This window comes from Streptomyces fradiae ATCC 10745 = DSM 40063 (assembly GCF_008704425.1).
Taxonomy (GTDB): domain Bacteria; phylum Actinomycetota; class Actinomycetes; order Streptomycetales; family Streptomycetaceae; genus Streptomyces; species Streptomyces fradiae.
This window is the reverse complement of sequence record NZ_CP023696.1, coordinates 4,444,658-4,459,044: the sequence shown is the minus strand read 5'-3', so window position 1 is coordinate 4,459,044 and position 14,387 is coordinate 4,444,658. Positions and strand designations below refer to the sequence as shown.

The window sequence follows — 14,387 nt, the reverse complement described above, 5'->3', positions numbered from 1 at the left end:
GAGCCTAGCAATCTATCAGCGCACTGCGCCGGGATTCGGCCGATGCGAACGCCGAAGGGGCCGGGCTCCGAAGGGCGAAAAGTGCGGGTCCTTGGGTATGAGGTGGAGCAGCGTGATGCTCACGCTGCCGACCAGCCGTCCAGCGAGACCTCCGAGCCGTCATTCAGGTAATGGTGGAGGGCGCTGGCCGTGGTGTCGACGAAGGCTTCGGGGATGGCGTTGGCGTCGACCCAGCGGACCTGAGAGTGCTTGCGGGGTTCGCGGTTCTCCGGTTCGCCGGTCCATTCGTGGGCGGCGAACACGACCGTGAGGAAGCCGTTGGGGGCTTCGACGCCCCAGGCGCCGTGGATGATGTGGGCGACCTTGAGGGACAAGGGCTTCACCGTGAGGCCGGTCTCCTCATAGAGCTCGCGGACGGCGGTCTCGGTGATGGGCTCACCCGGTTCGCTCTTGCCGACGGGGAGGTCCCACATGCCCTGGGCGAACTTGGCGTTCTCGCTGCGCTGGAGGAGGACGACGCGGTTGGTCGCTCTGTCGTGGACGATGACGGCCGCGACCAGCAGGGTCATCGATTCGAGCGCCGGCTTGAGGGCCTTCGGCTGATCGCCGGTCTGCTGGGTCACGGTGTTCCCTTCGTCGGGCGGGTTGTTGGGCATGTTAGGCGAGGGCCTCGCGGGCGCGGCGGGCGAGATCGGCGGCGCCGGGCACTTTGCGACGCTGGTAGACCGCGAGGGTGGAGCGGATCGAGGTGATCGCCTTGCGCGTGCGGACGGAGGTCATGCCCTCCATGAGGACCAGGGCCTGCGTCCAGGCGGCGACGGCCTCGTCTGCGCGGGCCTGGGCGGCGAGGCTATCGCCGAGGTCGGCGTGGGTGAGGGCGTGGACGCGCTTGTACTTCTCCGGGTCCCAGCGGGTGAGGGCGTCCCGGTGCTGCTGCTCGGTGCCGATGTGGTCGGCGAGGTCGGTCAGGGTGCGGGCGGTGTGGCTGGCCACGGTGCCGGCGGCGGGGCCGCTCACGCGGGAGTAGCTGGGCTGGGGGCCGTCGTCACGGAGGAGGGCGTCCTCGGCGGCGAGCAGGGCGCGCGCGGCCTGGGGATTCTCGTTCACGGCGGCGTAGGCGCGGGCGTGGGTGATGTGGAGGAGCGCCTCGGTCTGACCGTCGACGTGGCCGAGACCTGTGCGCAGGGCGCCTTCGACGAGGTCCACGCAGTGGTGGGGCTGCTTGAGGCTCAGGGCCTGGTGGGCGAGGGCGCGCATCATCCAGGCGGCGTGGCCGTGGGGGTCGGCTTCGCAGGCGAGCTTGTAGCCGACCTGGTAGTAACGCTGGGCGGCGCCTTCCTGGCCGAGGTCGTGGTGCTTCCACCCTGCGAGGTAGGCGAGTTCGGCGACGGCGCCGAAGGCGGCCCGGCGTAAGGCTTCGCTGGGGAAGCGTCCGCGCAGCATGGGGGCGGCGGTGTCGGCGAGGTACGCGGTGACGGTGGTCAGGCCGTGCCCGCCGCCGAGGCGCTCGTCGGCCGCGCTGAAGGCCGCGGTGATCTGGCGTACGACGTCCACGTCCTCCGCGCCGACGAGGGACGTGCCGGTGCGGGCGCGGAGCATGCGGGTGGTGGCTTCGTGGTCGTACCCGAGCGGCATGGCGACGCCGGCGGTGGTGAAGGCCGCGATGGCGAGGAAGCGGCGGCGCTCGACGTCGGCGCGGCCCAGGTCGGTGGCGGCGAGGACAGGGTCGGATTCCGCCGCCGCTTCGTCATCGCTGGCCTGGAGGCCGATCTCGGTCTGGGTGACCGTGCGCCCCGCTCGGCGGGACAGCGCCTCGGCCAGATACTGGTTTACCCGGCCCGACGGGGCGCGGGTGCCGTTCACCCAGTGCGAGATGGCCGACTTGTTGGTCTGGAGGATCTCGCCGTTCTCGGCGGCGATGCGCTGTACGTCTCTGGCGAGGGCCTCGTAGGTGCAGTCGACCGCCGCGATGGCGTCGCGCAGACGGGAGTTGGGGTCTCGCTGCGCTGCCACGATCGCCTCCGCCCTGGAGCTGTAAACCGCGTATACCGCTTCAACTGCCTTCCACCGTACCCACTGAGCGTGACCACCGGTTCACTTATCAGCAGCCGCCCGGAACGGCGCGACCGTGAGCCAGGCTCCCCCTTGGTCCGGGCGGCACCCCGAAGTTCCGTACGCCCACACCGGGCTCGGGCATTCCTGTGCCCGAACCCGGCCGATCAGAGACGGAGACACGGTGACCACCATCGACACCACGGCCATCACGGTCGAGCTGCCCGAGGCGTTCGACGCGCGCTGGAGCCGCCTGCCCGGCATCCAGGTCGACGGCCGGCGCATCACCATCGACCCGGCCGAGTACTTCTTCCGCTTCGAGTCCAACACCTGGCTCGTCGCCGACTGGGAGCTGGTCAAGGCCCAGCTCCTGGACGTGGACGAGACCACCGAGAGCGCGGTCGAGCAGCTCGCGCTCGACTTCATCAAGCAGCACAGCGAGTCCACCTCCGACGCCGCCCGCGTCGTGGCCACCGCGTACAAGGTGTACGCCTACCTCTTCCGGGACGAGCACCTGGCCGGCCTCGGCCTGCCGCAGATCACCGCCGACCACCTGCGGATGCTCCGCGAGGCTGCCACGCTCATGGCGCTCAACAAGGTCGAACTGGACGGGCACATCTCCAACGTCGGCCCGTGCTGGTTCTTCCCCGCCGCCACGTCCGTCGTCTTCGACCTGGACGACGAGATGGGCGGGATGCTCGACGAGGTCTACCACGGCGGCTGGTTCAACGAGCACCGCCGGATCGAGTCCATCAAGGCCCACGCCGCGCTCGGCGGCCGGCTCGTGCACGGCTGCCAGTCCGTGCCGGACCAGTCCGGCGGCGTGGTCGCGCCCTACGGTGCCTCGATGGCGAACTTCCGCGACGACCTCGCCGCGTTCAAGGCGGGCTGGATCGAGCAGATCTACGCCCACCGCGTGAACCCCGCCGTGTAACCCACCCGATCAGGCTCCGGGGCGGGCCGGCATCTCTCGCCCGCCCCGGATGCCACCATCTCCCCGGAGTCCCACGTGACCGCGAACCCCAGCGCCGAACTCCTCGACAACCTGCTCACCGTGGCTGGCCAGACCACCGCCGTACGGGAGGAGGTACGCGTGTGGTCCATGTCCGGCATCGAGCGCGTGACCTTCCCCGACGGCGCCACCGCCATCTTCAAGTACGCCAAGAAGCCCTTCGACAGCGAGGACCAGGCCCTCCGCCTGGCCCACACCCTCGGCGTACCCGTCCCCCAGGTCCACGCTTCCGCCGTCCTGGACGGCTGGCTCGGCATGCTCATGGAAGACCTCGGATCGTCCGTCCGCGAGGCCGACGACCTCGACGGCGTCGCCGCGGCCGTGGTCCTGCACGGCACCCGTACGGCTTCGCCTTTGCCCGTCCTCGACCAGGAGCGGCTGCGGACGCTGCCAGCCCGGGCGATGGAGCATCTCGAACGGCTGCGCAAGGCCGACCGGTGGCAGGACGCCGACGACGTCGAGGACGCGCTCGACCGGATCGCCCAGGCCGCCGAGGCTCGCTCGGCCGGAGCGACGCTGGAGCCGTTCGGCTGGGTGCACTCCGAGTTCCATCCCACCAGCCTCCACATCGGCGAGCGCGGCTGGCGGCTGCTCGACTTCGCCCGCGCCTTCACTGGCCCCGGCCTGCTCGACCTCGCCAGCTGGCACGGCACCATCGATCCGCCGCACCCCGTGCGCCTGCGCGTCTTCCTGGAGCAGTACGTCACCGCCGGCGGCACCCCCGACGCCCTCGCCCCGCGCGGCGGACTCACCGCCGAGAACTGGGCCCTGGGCTGGCACCGCATGTGGGCCGTCGAGTGGTTCATGGAGCAGTCCATCCGCTGGATCAACGACCCGGCCACCGACCCCGCCTACCTCAAGGCCGTCCGCCGCCACCTCACCGACGTGCTCCACCTCCTGGAGATCTGACGTGCTCGCCCAGGCATCCCCCTGGCACGTCCACGCGTTCCAGCGCACCGCCGCCGGCCTCGCCGAACCCCTCTCCGTACCCGCCCGGATGGTATGGACCACGAGACCCGGCCAAGGTCCCGGAGCCGACGCCCTCGGCCCCGACCTGCGCGGCAAGCGACTCCTGGAACTCGGCTGCGGCCCCGGCCACAACGCCGCCCACCTCGCTACCCGCCACGGCGCCCACGTCACGGGCGTCGACCTGGTCGGCCTCCAGGTCCGCCGCGCCCGCTCCCACTACGGACGGCTGAACAACCTCACCTTCGTCGCCGGCCACGCACTGCACTACCTGCACGCCTCCGACGAGCAGTTCGACGCGATCTACTCCGTCTTCGGCGCCGTCGGCCTCGTCGCCCCCGAGCTCCTGCTCCCGGCCATCGCCCAGCGCCTCACGCCCGGCCGGGTGCTCGCCTTCTCCGTCCCGCACCCGCAGCGTGGCGGCCGAAGCCCTTCGGGTGACGACCGTCCTCGCCGCGACTACGTCACCCTTCCCGACCGCACCCGGCTCCCCATCGCCCGCTGGGAGTTCTCCACGGACCGGTGGGAGAAGCGCCTCAGCCAGGCGGGCTTCTGGCTCACTTCGGCCCAGGAGTTCCACGACCCTCGCATGGGCCACTGGCCCACCACCCTGCTGATCCGCGCCCGCAAGCTCTGACAGCCCCCGTCCGGCTTCCCCCCGGAGGAACCGATGCGCCCGCCCTACCTGCTTCTCGACATCGACGGCGTCCTCATACCCTTCCCCGACGGGCACGGCTCGACCCCGGCCACGCACGCCCGCCACGACGTCGTCCCCGCCGGCCGCAGCGCCGACAACCCGGTCACCGTCTGGCTCAACCCCGACCACGGCCGCCTGCTCATGGACGTCATCCGCACCGGCCTGGTCACCCCGGTCTGGTGCACCAGCTGGCGCCAGGACGCCACCACCCTCATCGGCCCGCTCCTCGGCCTTCCAACCCTGCCGTACGTCGATCTCCCGCGTCCGGAGATCACCACCAGCCACCCCAACGGCTACCTGTGGAAGCGTGACCACGTCGACGCCTGGCTGGGCGACGCCCCCGCCGTCTGGATCGACGACGACTTCACTGGCCTCGACCACGCCTGGGCCGCAGAGCGCACTGCCAAGGGAGCGCCAACTCTCCTCGTTCAGCCCGACCCAAACCACGGGCTGTGGCCCGGGCACCTGACCGAGCTCACGACGTGGGTCTCGCAGTTACCCGCAGCCCGCGCCACCTGACGACTGGTACGGGGGACACTGGCCTCGGACATGCCGCATGGCCCGCGAGGAGAGTTCATGACGCACAGGGGTCGACCTCGAGTACATCTGCTCACAGGGGGCCCGGCCTGGGAAGAGCGGCGATCTGCGGCACAGCCGACGCCACGGAAGAAGTTGCCGAAGAAACAACGGGCCGCCCTCAAGCAGTTGGATGCAAGCCTCCTCGGCCTGAAGGTTGCTCTGAGGCACCGGCAGCTCGGCTTGGCTCGCCAGCTGAGAAGCGCAGCTTGGGACCAGGTTGACCTTATTCCTGCGCACCTGACGCATGAGCAGCGCCGGGAGCTCTTCCAGGCGAAGCTCGCGATACACGCGCTCGCCCGGCACGTGGATGGTCAGCGCCGCTCCTGACAGGAGTGTGCGGCAGCACCCCGCCCGAGGAGTCAGGGGCGTAGCTGGGCTGGAGCACCATGCCAGCGTGCCCCGGCGTATCTGCTTCCGTGATCAGCTATCGAAGCTGACAGCGGCTTCGTAGGTCATTGCCTCGTCGGGTCCGGCCTTCGTCGTGTCGACGAGCCGTTCGGGCTCCCTGCAGTGCCGCCCAGAGGGGAGCGATTGGCAGGTCCGCCGGCATGGTGGCGCCTACCCGAGGGCGGCGGCAGCGGCCTTGTAGTCGGCGGCCTGGGTCGGGGTGAGGTAGTGGCTGACGCGGATGAGTACGGTGCCGCTGACAAAGTCGTACTCGGCGAGCATGGGCATGCCCTTGGTGACGTTCTGGATGTAGTCAGCGCGGGCCTGGGAGTCGGCTGCGGTCGCGAAGACCTCGATCGCTCCGCCGAGCCCGACGCTGCCGGGCTCCGCGCCGGCGACGTCGTCGACCTTGATGCGGGAGTCCGTGAACGTGACCTTGCTGGTGTACTGGTTAGGGCGGCCGAGGAGATGGTTCGGGTCGTCGTCCTCGGTAACAACACCCGAGAGCTTGGCGGACGCGACCTTGCCGGAAAGGGCCTTGAAGGCGTCGCTGGCGGTGAGCTCCTTCGCCGCCGGCTTGGTCGGGACGCCAGCGGTTGCAGTGGTGGTGTTCTTCGGCCGGTCGTTCTTCTGATCGTTCCCCGACCCGCATGCCGTCATGGCCGCGAAGGCGATGACGAGGGCCGCAGCGGACAGGGCGGGCTTACGCATGATGGCTCCGAAGTGTGACGGGTTCGGGTGTGTTGATCAGATCGCAGAACTATTGCACTGCGATGTTGCGGTGCGTGCGGATACCGGAAGATCAGCTGGTGTCAGTGCCCGGCCGGGCAGGTGACGGTGGGGCGACCGCGGAGGAGCGCGGGGGCTTGTCCGCTGGCGCTATCGGCGGCTTCGGATGCTCAGCCGTGCGGAATAGGGCCCTGGACGGGGGGAGAGCCGCTTCTGGGTACGGAGGTTGGACCCGGACATGCTCCCCCCATGGCTACTGGGTAGCGTCCCTCGGGTGAATCTTTACCTCATCAACGATGTGCCCGACGGCCTGACCCGACGAGCGCGGTCCTTTGTCGTCGCGCATGGCATCAAGGTCGACGTTCGCCCCGTCGAGGGGCACAGGCAGTGGTGGCTTGAGCGGGACATCCCAGCAGCGGTGATCGATCGCATGGCGGCCTTCCAAGAGCGATGGGGCGGTCTGCTCTTGCCACCCGCACCGCAGTACGACGGAGGCCCCAAGTACCTCGATCCGGACTCGCCCGAAGCAGACTCCGCAGGGTGGTGGTTCGAAGCTGGAATGCAGCGGACCGCAGTCCCCTACTCATTCATGATCAGTCCGTCTGGTGAGTTCGGTATCCAGGGAGATGAATGGGCGCCCCTCCACGCGACCATCGAGGGCTGGGTGGAGTCGCTCGCTTTGGCTCACCACGCATCCATGTGGGCAAGGCAGGTCACCAAGCTCGTCGGCGATGACGTCGATGGCATCGACCTGAACGGCTATGCGTCGGTGCGCGAGGTGATGGGCCTGGCGGACACCTGGTGGAGAGGGCCCGACTCGCTGGTAGCCCTCTATAGCGGGGAGGCCACGGCGTTCGACTTCCCCAAGGGCCGCATCGCAGTGATCTACTCCGGCCTTGATGATTGAGGACTGCGAGGAGGCGTGGACGACGATGGCTGACCTTGTCGTTCAGCCTCGTTTCGGTTGGGGCGGATCTGGAGCAGGCGGTGCCGCCAAGCCCAAGCCGATCACTACTCTCTTTGCATGATCGCGAACGGAGATCGCCAGTTCCCCGCCGCGCTTGCCGCTGCCATGGCGGTCCGGCTCGAGTGCATTGGCGAGGACGGTGTCGACTTCGAACCCTACGAGTCCTTTCTGACTGCTGATGAGACCACCGAGTGGTTCCGCGCGTGGACAGGCAACGGCGAGCTGATCGGCGACGACTTCCGTGTATTCGGCCAGGACGGCACCGGCGGGAACGCGGCGCTCTGGCTGGTTCGTCCAGGTCGGGAACTGGTGGAGCAGCCCATTGTCTTTCTGGGCTCCGAAGGAGAGACAGGCGTCGTCGCTCGCGACCTGGGTGCCTTCCTGTGGCTGCTGGCTGACGGCTTCGGCCCGTGGGAAGCAGCCACCTCCTACGAGCCCGAGCCGGATTGGGCTCCCCGGGTCAATCGCGACCTGGCGGCTATCGCGGAGCAATTCGCTCCGGACCGCCGCGCGTCAGCAACGGCGATCATCGCGCAGGCCACACGAGAGTTTCCCGACTTCGACGACACCATCATGAAGCTTTGCCGTTGAACCCGACCCGATGCCCCCGCCAGGACGCGTGGCGAGGGCATCTGACTGGTGTCAGCGGCGCCGACTGCGCTCTTCGTGCCTTGTGGCCGCTGGTGTGGCCGGAGAGTGTGGCATGGCGGACATGGACGACGTGCCGCTGACACGTACTTCGCGTGCGAGCCGCTTGAGCCCGCCGGTTCGGCTGAGCCGTGATGCGCCAGTTGAGGACCTCGGCGGGGTGCTCGGCGCTGTCGAGTTCCCGCTGGGTGCCCACCTCGGTCAGGAGGCGTCGGGGGTTGTGGCCTGCGGTCTCGGCCTGGGCGAGGGTTGTGGTCAGGGCGGTCCAAGTGGGGTCGGCGAGGATCCGGTCGGCGTGGGCAGGGAGGGCCTCGCGAAGGTCCTGTTCGAAGCGGCGGGCGGTTGTGGCTCGTGGTGCGCGGCGGGCCAAGTCCGCCAGGACGGGTGCGGCGGCCTGCTGGTAGCCCGCCTGGAGGTGGCGGAAGGCTTCCTCGGCCGCAGCGGCCTGCTGTTCGTGGCCGCGCTGTTCGTGCCACTTGGCGGCGGCGCGGGCCAGGTGCACGGTGGCGAAGAGCAGGGCGATGGCGAGTCCGCCCGGCTCGCTGGAGGCATAGGCGAGTTCCTTGGCGGCCTTGCGCAGGGCGGTGGCGGCCTGGTGGTCGGCGCGGGTGGCGGAGCGGCGGGCGCGGTTGAACGCCGTCGCCGCCGCCCGCAGTTCTGCCCGGTGGGGGCCGGTCGTGGCGCTGGCGATGTTGTACAGGGCGTCGCCGAAGGCGGCCAGGTGGCCCTGGGCTGCGGCATCGTCACCGGAGTCGAGGACGGTGCGTGCCGCGTGGATGGCGGTGGTGGTGTGCCGCCATGGGTCGGCGGGGTCCGCCACGTAGCGGGGGCTGTCGGCCACCTCCTGGTCGGGGAGGCGTTCGCGTAGACGGTTGATGGAGAGGTCGGGGGCGAGTTTCGAGCCGCCGTACCAGACGGGTTCGCCGGCCGCGTTGGTGTCGCCGGGTGCGGCGAGGCTGTAGCCGATCACGTCGCCGGTCTCGGGGCCGAGGCGTGTCTTGACCTTGATGCCGAGGGACTGCAGCACGGTGAAGTAGTCGGCTTCGTTGTGTACGGCGGCGGCGACCGCGTACGCCTGTTCGCGCAGCCAGTGTCGTGCGGTGACCGTCTGGCCCTGGCGCTCGGCCTTGGCGCGTTCGGCGCCGGTGGGGGTGCGCGGCGCGGTGAGGTCGCCGGACTTCAGGCGGCGCAGGCCGAACTCGGCCTCGATCTTGCGGCATTCGGCTTGGGCCCGCTGTCCGTCGTGGTGGGTGCGCGGGCGGCGCCCGTCGGCGCGGACGGTGGTGGCCATGATGTGGATGTGGTCGTCGGCGTGGCGCACCGCGATCCACCGGCACGCCTTCTCGTCACCTTCGGGGGCGATGCCGGTGGCGTGGACGATGCGGCGGGCTACCTCGGCCCACTCGGCGTCGGTGAGGTAGCGGTCGCCGGGCGCGGTGCGGACGGGGCAGTGCCAGACGTGCTGAGGTGGTTTCTTGCCGCCCAGCTCGCGGGTGCGCAGGTCGACATGGTGGTCGAGGCGCTTGGCGAGCTGCGTGTAGGTGGCTGCCGGGTCGCGGCCGGGGTCGGGGGCACCGGCCATGTCCCAGGCGGCGACGATGTGAGCGTCGGTGTGTTCGTCGCGGCGGCCGGGGCCGAAGAGGTAGACGATCAGTCCGCGGGTGTCGGAGCCGGTGGAGACGTCAGGAACCATGCCGGGTGCCTTCCGTCAGGAGCTGGTCGATCAGTCGGTAGCTGTTCTCGGCGGCTTGCTCGACGCGGTCCAGCACCGCCTCGGCACGCTCGGGCACGGTTCCTCGGTGGATGGCTGCGGTGATCTGGTTGAGGTTGCCGCCGATGCGGTTCAGCGCCACCGTGTGTGCCTCGACGGCCTCGATCAGCGGGCGGACCGGGGCGTCCTCCGGGCTGCCGACCAGCCCCGCCTTGCCCAGGGCAACGGCGAGGGCGGCGTCGCCGACGAATCCGGCGAACTTCTGCCCGCGCTGGTGAGCGGCGGCGCTGATCACGCTCACCGCGGTCCGCGTGAAGCGGATGGTCTTCTCCTGGTCGCGCTTCTCCACGGTGCGCTTGCGGTTCATCAGCGCGGGCAGGACGGGGGCATCGAGATCCCGCCAGGAGGGCTGCTCGACGGGCGGTTGGACATCGGCCGGCGGCTGAGTGCGCGGGGCGACGGAGTCGGGTGCGGGTGCGCAGCTGGTCTCAGCTATGCCTTCCTCCGGCTCGGGCGCCCCCTGGCGCTCGGCCTTCTCCTCCGCCACCCCTGGGGCGGGGGCAAGCGCGGACGAAGCCTCGTTAGAGGCTCGTTCGCTCCAGCTTGCTGCTGATCGGAGGGTCAGGCCGAAGAATCCCTTGCGGCGGCGGGTGGGGGAGTTGTCGGTGCTCGTTTCGGGCATGGTGACGCTCCGGTGGTCGTGTGGGTGGGGCTTCGTCACGTCCGTTGCATCCGTCCCATCGCTGGTCAGGACAGGTACGGAGGTGGTCGCAGGTACGGAGTGATCCGTATCGGCAAGGAACTCCGTCCCCGCGCTGACCTGTGCGGGGACGGATGCGCCCGCAGGCCCGCCGGGCGGACCGATGGGCAGCGCCCCGGACGGAGGGGCCGGCGGCTTGCCCTGGGCCCGACGTGCGGGCACGGTCTCGCCGGCTGCGGGGGCCGGTTGGGCAGGGTCGGGGCAGTAGCGGGCCCAGGCGTCGAGGAACTGGTTGCGGGCGTACGCCTTTGCCTGCCTGCCGCTCTCGAAACGGTGGTTGGCCGGGCTGATGCCGAAGTCACGCAGCAGGTTGGCCAGGTGGTAGGCGTTCAGGCCCTTGGTGCCGTACTCGGCCCACGGTGCCTCGGCGTCCTGGAGGAGGGCGGCGAGCAGGTCCTGGCTGCGCAGCGCCTCCTTGTCGCCCTGGTGCTCGAAGGCGCGGCGGATGTCCCGGAGCAGCCGGGTCTTCAGCGTCGTCTGTTCGTCCTGGACCAGCTCGTTGCGGGTCATCGCCAGGCAGGCCGCACGGGCCTGCGCGGGACAGTGGCCGCCGGCCAGGTCGGCGACGATGACCAGGGGCTCCCAGGTGTCTGCGGCCCGGTCCTCGACCGGCGTCGGTGGCACCAGCCGGTGCGCTGCCCCGCGCAGCGGGGTCAGCCACGCGGCCAGGCGGTCGCGCAGCGCGTTCAGTTCCGGGACGGAGTGCCGGGAGCGGAAGGGAGCGACCTTCTCGCCGGGCTTGCGCTTCTGCATGCGGAGCACGACGGCGCGGTCCGTGATCGTGTCCGGTAGGTCGCCGATGCCGGCCAGCGCGGCCATGGCGAAGGTCGGGAACGCGGTCGGCTTGTGCTCCGGGCCGGATATCCGCCAGGCGGGCCGGTTGCGCTGGTGCCCGGCGTTCAGCAGCCCGCGCAGGTCCTCCTTGTCGCCGGCCTTGGGGCCGAAGATGGTGTCGGCCTCGTCCACCAGCAGCGTCGGCGGGTTCTTGCCGATGATCCGGAAGACCACCGCCGGCGAGGTGTTCACCGTCATCATCGGCTGGTGCACGGTCTCGTGGAGCACGTCCAGGACCCGGGACTTGCCGCAGCCCTTGGTCGGTCCCACCACCGCCAGGCGCGGCGCGTGCTGGAGGGCGGGCTGGATGTGGGAGGCCGCCACCCAGAGGGTGACCGCGGTCAGTGCCTCCTCGCTCGACAGTACGGCGTACCGGCCGATCGCGGCACGCAGGTCGTCCAGTACGACGTGCCCGTCCTGGTCCCGGTCCGCCGTGAGGCTGGCACCCTCGCAGTCCCCGGTTCCCGGTCCGGGTTCGGGGACCGTCCCCGGAGCGCTGTCGTGACCGTGGTCAACCCGGACCGACGGTCCGGGTTCGCCGACCGACCGGAACTCTCCGTCCAGTCCTCGGCTTCCGGACCGGGTGCATGGTCCGGGTTCCCGGTCCGGTCTGTCAGGCCGCTGAGCTGCGCGTTCTCCGTCGGTCCGGGTTCCTGGTCCGGGTTGACCGGAACCTCGGTCCGGGTCTCGGTCGCGGACCGGTCCGGTTCCGGACCGACCGGACCAGCGGAACCGTCCGTTCGGTCGCCGGTCCCCGGAGAGGCGGGCCAGCCGTCCGCTCGGTCCGGACCGAGCCACGGGATGCCCTGGCCGGGGACCGCAGCGGCAGGCCAGACGACCTTGTGGGATGTGTTCGAGGTGGCGGGGGACGTAGAGTCCTCCATCGACGTTCCTCTCAGGTGAAGGACGGGACGGGCAAGGTCCCGCCCCTCACCGGTTCGTTCGTTCAGGGATGGGCGACGTGCAGGGGAATCTCCGGCCCTCGGCGTTGGCGCGCCGGGGGCCGTTGCTGTGTCCGGGCCTGTCGGCGGCTCAGGAGGCCAGGCCCCATTCCTCCTGGCCGTCGATCAGGGTGCGCTCGTAGCGCAGCAGCTCGGCCTCGGGGTACAGCACCCGCTTGCCGACCTTGATGCCGCGCGGCCCCTTCCCGATGTGGCGCCAGTAGCGGACGGTGCTCTCGGCTGTGCGGTTGCGCTCGGCGACCTCGGCGGTGGTCAGGTATCGCATGCATTCCCATTCGGCTAGGTGACGATTCGATCTGCATAGAGTTGTACCCCGGGATCGGCGGCTAACCAAACCGGGAAGCCCATGTTTCAGTTGGGATAGCAACGGTGGCGATGGAGGTTCGATGGCAGGCGACAGGCCCGAGAGCGGCGAGGTGCCGCTGCTCTACAGCGAAGGGAACGTGGCCGCGCGCGTGGCCCTGGAGCGCGAGGTCAGAGGATGGAGCACGACCGAGCTGGCCGAACGGGTGACCAGAGCGGGCGTCAAGATGAACCAGACAGCGGTCTGGCGCATCGAGAACGGCACCCCCCGCCGGCGCATCAACCTCGACGAGGCACTCGCCTTCTCCCGCGTCTTCGAGCTCCCCCTCGAAGAGCTGATGTCACTGCCCCTGGAGGGGCTCGACATCGACAGCCGGCGCCTCGTCCAAGAGGCCGTCGAGGCGTTCTACGAGACCCGAGATGCGCGCGACCGCCTGCACCGCGCCGTGGTCGCCATCGCCGACCACATCAAGGCCCACCCCGACAGCTCGCGGGCCATCCACGAGCAGTGCCTCCGCCTCATGGGCGACGAGCGAGACGCTCGCACCCTCAGCAGTGACATCGAGGACGGCGGCCACTACTGACAACCAACACGAAGGAGAGGCCACTTGGCCAACATCCAGAAGCGCCCCAACGGCAAATGGCGTGCCCGCTACCGCGACCTCGACGGCAAGGAGCACGCCCGCCACTTCGAGCGGAAGATCGACGCTCAGCGGTGGATCGACGAGGTCACGGCCAGCCTGGTCACCGGCCAGTACGTCGACCCGCGATCGGCGAAGAAGCCCTTCAAGGAGTACGCGGAGGAATGGCGGGCCATCCAGCCGCACCGGCCTTCCACGGCCAAGGCGGTGGCCCAGCACCTGCGCTGCTACGTCTACCCGGCCTGGGAGAAGCGGTCACTCGGCGCCATCAAGCCCGGCGACGTACAGAGCTGGGTCACCAGCCTCACCACCACGCACGGGCTGGCCGCCAGCACCTCACGGACGGTCTTCAACACGGTCAACGCCGTCTTCCGGGCGGCCGTCCGTGACCGGATGATCCCCCACAACCCGTGCGCCGAGGCGAAGCTACCCTCGGTGCCACGGAAGAAGATCGTGCCCCTGGCCGTCGAGCAGGTACGGACTCTGTCCGAGGAGATACCCGCCCGCTACAAGGGCCTCGTGTTGCTCGGTGCCGCCACCGGGCTCCGCCCCGGCGAGCTGTTCGGTCTCCAGCTCCGGCACGTGGACCTGCTGCACGCGACCGTCTCGGTCGAGCAGCAGATCCAGCAGACCGCCAAGCACGGCGTGTACGTCTGCCCACCCAAGACGGCTCGCTCGCATCGCACGGTCCCGCTCCCCCGCATGGCGGTGGATACGATGAAGGCCCACCTGCGGGACCTCCCCGCTGATGGGCCCGAGGACTGGATCTTCACGGCGCCGCAAGGCGGACCCGTGGTCTACACGCACTTCATGGATGGGTCCTGGCGGCCCGCCTGCGCGAAGGCCGGCATAGCGAAGGGCACCGGACCCCACGCCCTCCGGCACTACTACGCCAGCCTGCTGATCAAGCACGGCGAGTCCGTGAAGACGGTATCCGAGCACCTCGGCCACACCAACGCGGCCATGACGCTGAACATCTACACCCGCCTGTGGCCCGACTCCGAGGAGCGGACCCGGGCCGCCGTCGACAAGGCGTACGCGGACCAGTCCGCCGATGCCCAGCCGCAGGTCGACGAAGCGGCGTAGCCGCTCCCCCGCGCGCTGACCAAAGTCAGCACGCTGCAAACTCGGTGCGGACC

At 70.0% G+C, this 14,387-nt stretch carries 12 protein-coding genes and 2 pseudogenes; 8 read left to right on the top strand and 6 right to left on the bottom strand.

From position 1 onward, the window contains the following. Positions 1-119: 119 nt before the first annotated feature. Positions 120-656, bottom strand: a complete 537-nt coding sequence (locus tag CP974_RS20075) for an NUDIX domain-containing protein (protein WP_031128886.1) — start codon at positions 654-656, stop codon at positions 120-122. 1 nt (position 657) lies between these two features. Further along, entirely contained in the window at positions 658-2,013 is a 1,356-nt protein-coding gene (locus tag CP974_RS20070) for an NsdA family TPR-like regulatory protein (protein ID WP_031128887.1), read from the bottom strand. 223 nt (positions 2,014-2,236) lie between these two features. Here CP974_RS20070 and CP974_RS20065 point away from each other — a divergent pair, with 223 nt between their 5' ends. The 4 genes from CP974_RS20065 (at position 2,237) to CP974_RS20050 (ending at position 5,246) form a co-directional block, all read left to right on the top strand. After that, entirely contained in the window at positions 2,237-2,986 is a 750-nt protein-coding gene (locus CP974_RS20065) for a hypothetical protein (RefSeq protein WP_031128888.1), read from the top strand. Between the two features lie 75 nt (positions 2,987-3,061). After that, entirely contained in the window at positions 3,062-3,973 is a 912-nt protein-coding gene (locus CP974_RS20060; RefSeq protein ID WP_031128889.1) for a phosphotransferase family protein, read from the top strand. Position 3,974: 1 nt separating this feature from the next. Then, complete coding sequence (locus tag CP974_RS20055) at positions 3,975-4,667, top strand: class I SAM-dependent methyltransferase (protein WP_031128890.1); 693 nt, start codon at positions 3,975-3,977, stop codon at positions 4,665-4,667. 33 nt (positions 4,668-4,700) lie between these two features. Further along, the gene (locus CP974_RS20050) at positions 4,701-5,246 is read left to right on the top strand and encodes an HAD domain-containing protein (protein WP_031128891.1); all 546 of its coding nucleotides are present in this window, start codon (positions 4,701-4,703) and stop codon (positions 5,244-5,246) included. A 618-nt stretch (positions 5,247-5,864) separates the two neighbouring features. Here the strand turns inward: CP974_RS20050 and CP974_RS20045 are convergent. Then, on the bottom strand, positions 5,865-6,404 hold the full coding sequence (locus CP974_RS20045; protein ID WP_031128893.1) for a hypothetical protein: 540 nt from the start codon (positions 6,402-6,404) through the stop codon (positions 5,865-5,867). Positions 6,405-6,696: 292 nt separating this feature from the next. Here CP974_RS20045 and CP974_RS20040 point away from each other — a divergent pair, with 292 nt between their 5' ends. Further along, positions 6,697-7,329 (top strand): hypothetical protein, encoded by a 633-nt coding sequence (locus tag CP974_RS20040; RefSeq protein ID WP_031128894.1) that lies wholly within the window; start codon positions 6,697-6,699, stop codon positions 7,327-7,329. A gap of 117 nt (positions 7,330-7,446) precedes the next feature. Continuing rightward, the gene (locus tag CP974_RS20035) at positions 7,447-7,980 is read left to right on the top strand and encodes a hypothetical protein (protein WP_031128895.1); all 534 of its coding nucleotides are present in this window, start codon (positions 7,447-7,449) and stop codon (positions 7,978-7,980) included. Between the two features lie 51 nt (positions 7,981-8,031). Here CP974_RS20035 and CP974_RS20030 read toward each other — a convergent pair. The 3 genes and pseudogenes from CP974_RS20030 to CP974_RS20015 form a co-directional block, all read right to left on the bottom strand. After that, a pseudogene (locus tag CP974_RS20030) lies at positions 8,032-9,730 on the bottom strand (relaxase/mobilization nuclease domain-containing protein). Between the two features lie 856 nt (positions 9,731-10,586). After that, positions 10,587-11,744: pseudogene (locus tag CP974_RS20020) on the bottom strand (DUF3631 domain-containing protein); the annotation flags it as partial. A gap of 630 nt (positions 11,745-12,374) precedes the next feature. Continuing rightward, positions 12,375-12,569 carry a helix-turn-helix transcriptional regulator gene (locus tag CP974_RS20015; RefSeq protein WP_031128897.1) on the bottom strand — a complete coding sequence of 65 codons (195 nt, stop codon included), beginning with the start codon at positions 12,567-12,569 and terminating at the stop codon, positions 12,375-12,377. Between the two features lie 121 nt (positions 12,570-12,690). Here CP974_RS20015 and CP974_RS20010 point away from each other — a divergent pair, with 121 nt between their 5' ends. After that, on the top strand, positions 12,691-13,191 hold the full coding sequence (locus tag CP974_RS20010; protein ID WP_031128898.1) for a helix-turn-helix transcriptional regulator: 501 nt from the start codon (positions 12,691-12,693) through the stop codon (positions 13,189-13,191). A gap of 24 nt (positions 13,192-13,215) precedes the next feature. Next, positions 13,216-14,334 (top strand): tyrosine-type recombinase/integrase, encoded by a 1,119-nt coding sequence (locus CP974_RS20005; RefSeq protein WP_031128899.1) that lies wholly within the window; start codon positions 13,216-13,218, stop codon positions 14,332-14,334. The last annotated feature ends 53 nt before the right edge of the window (positions 14,335-14,387 follow it).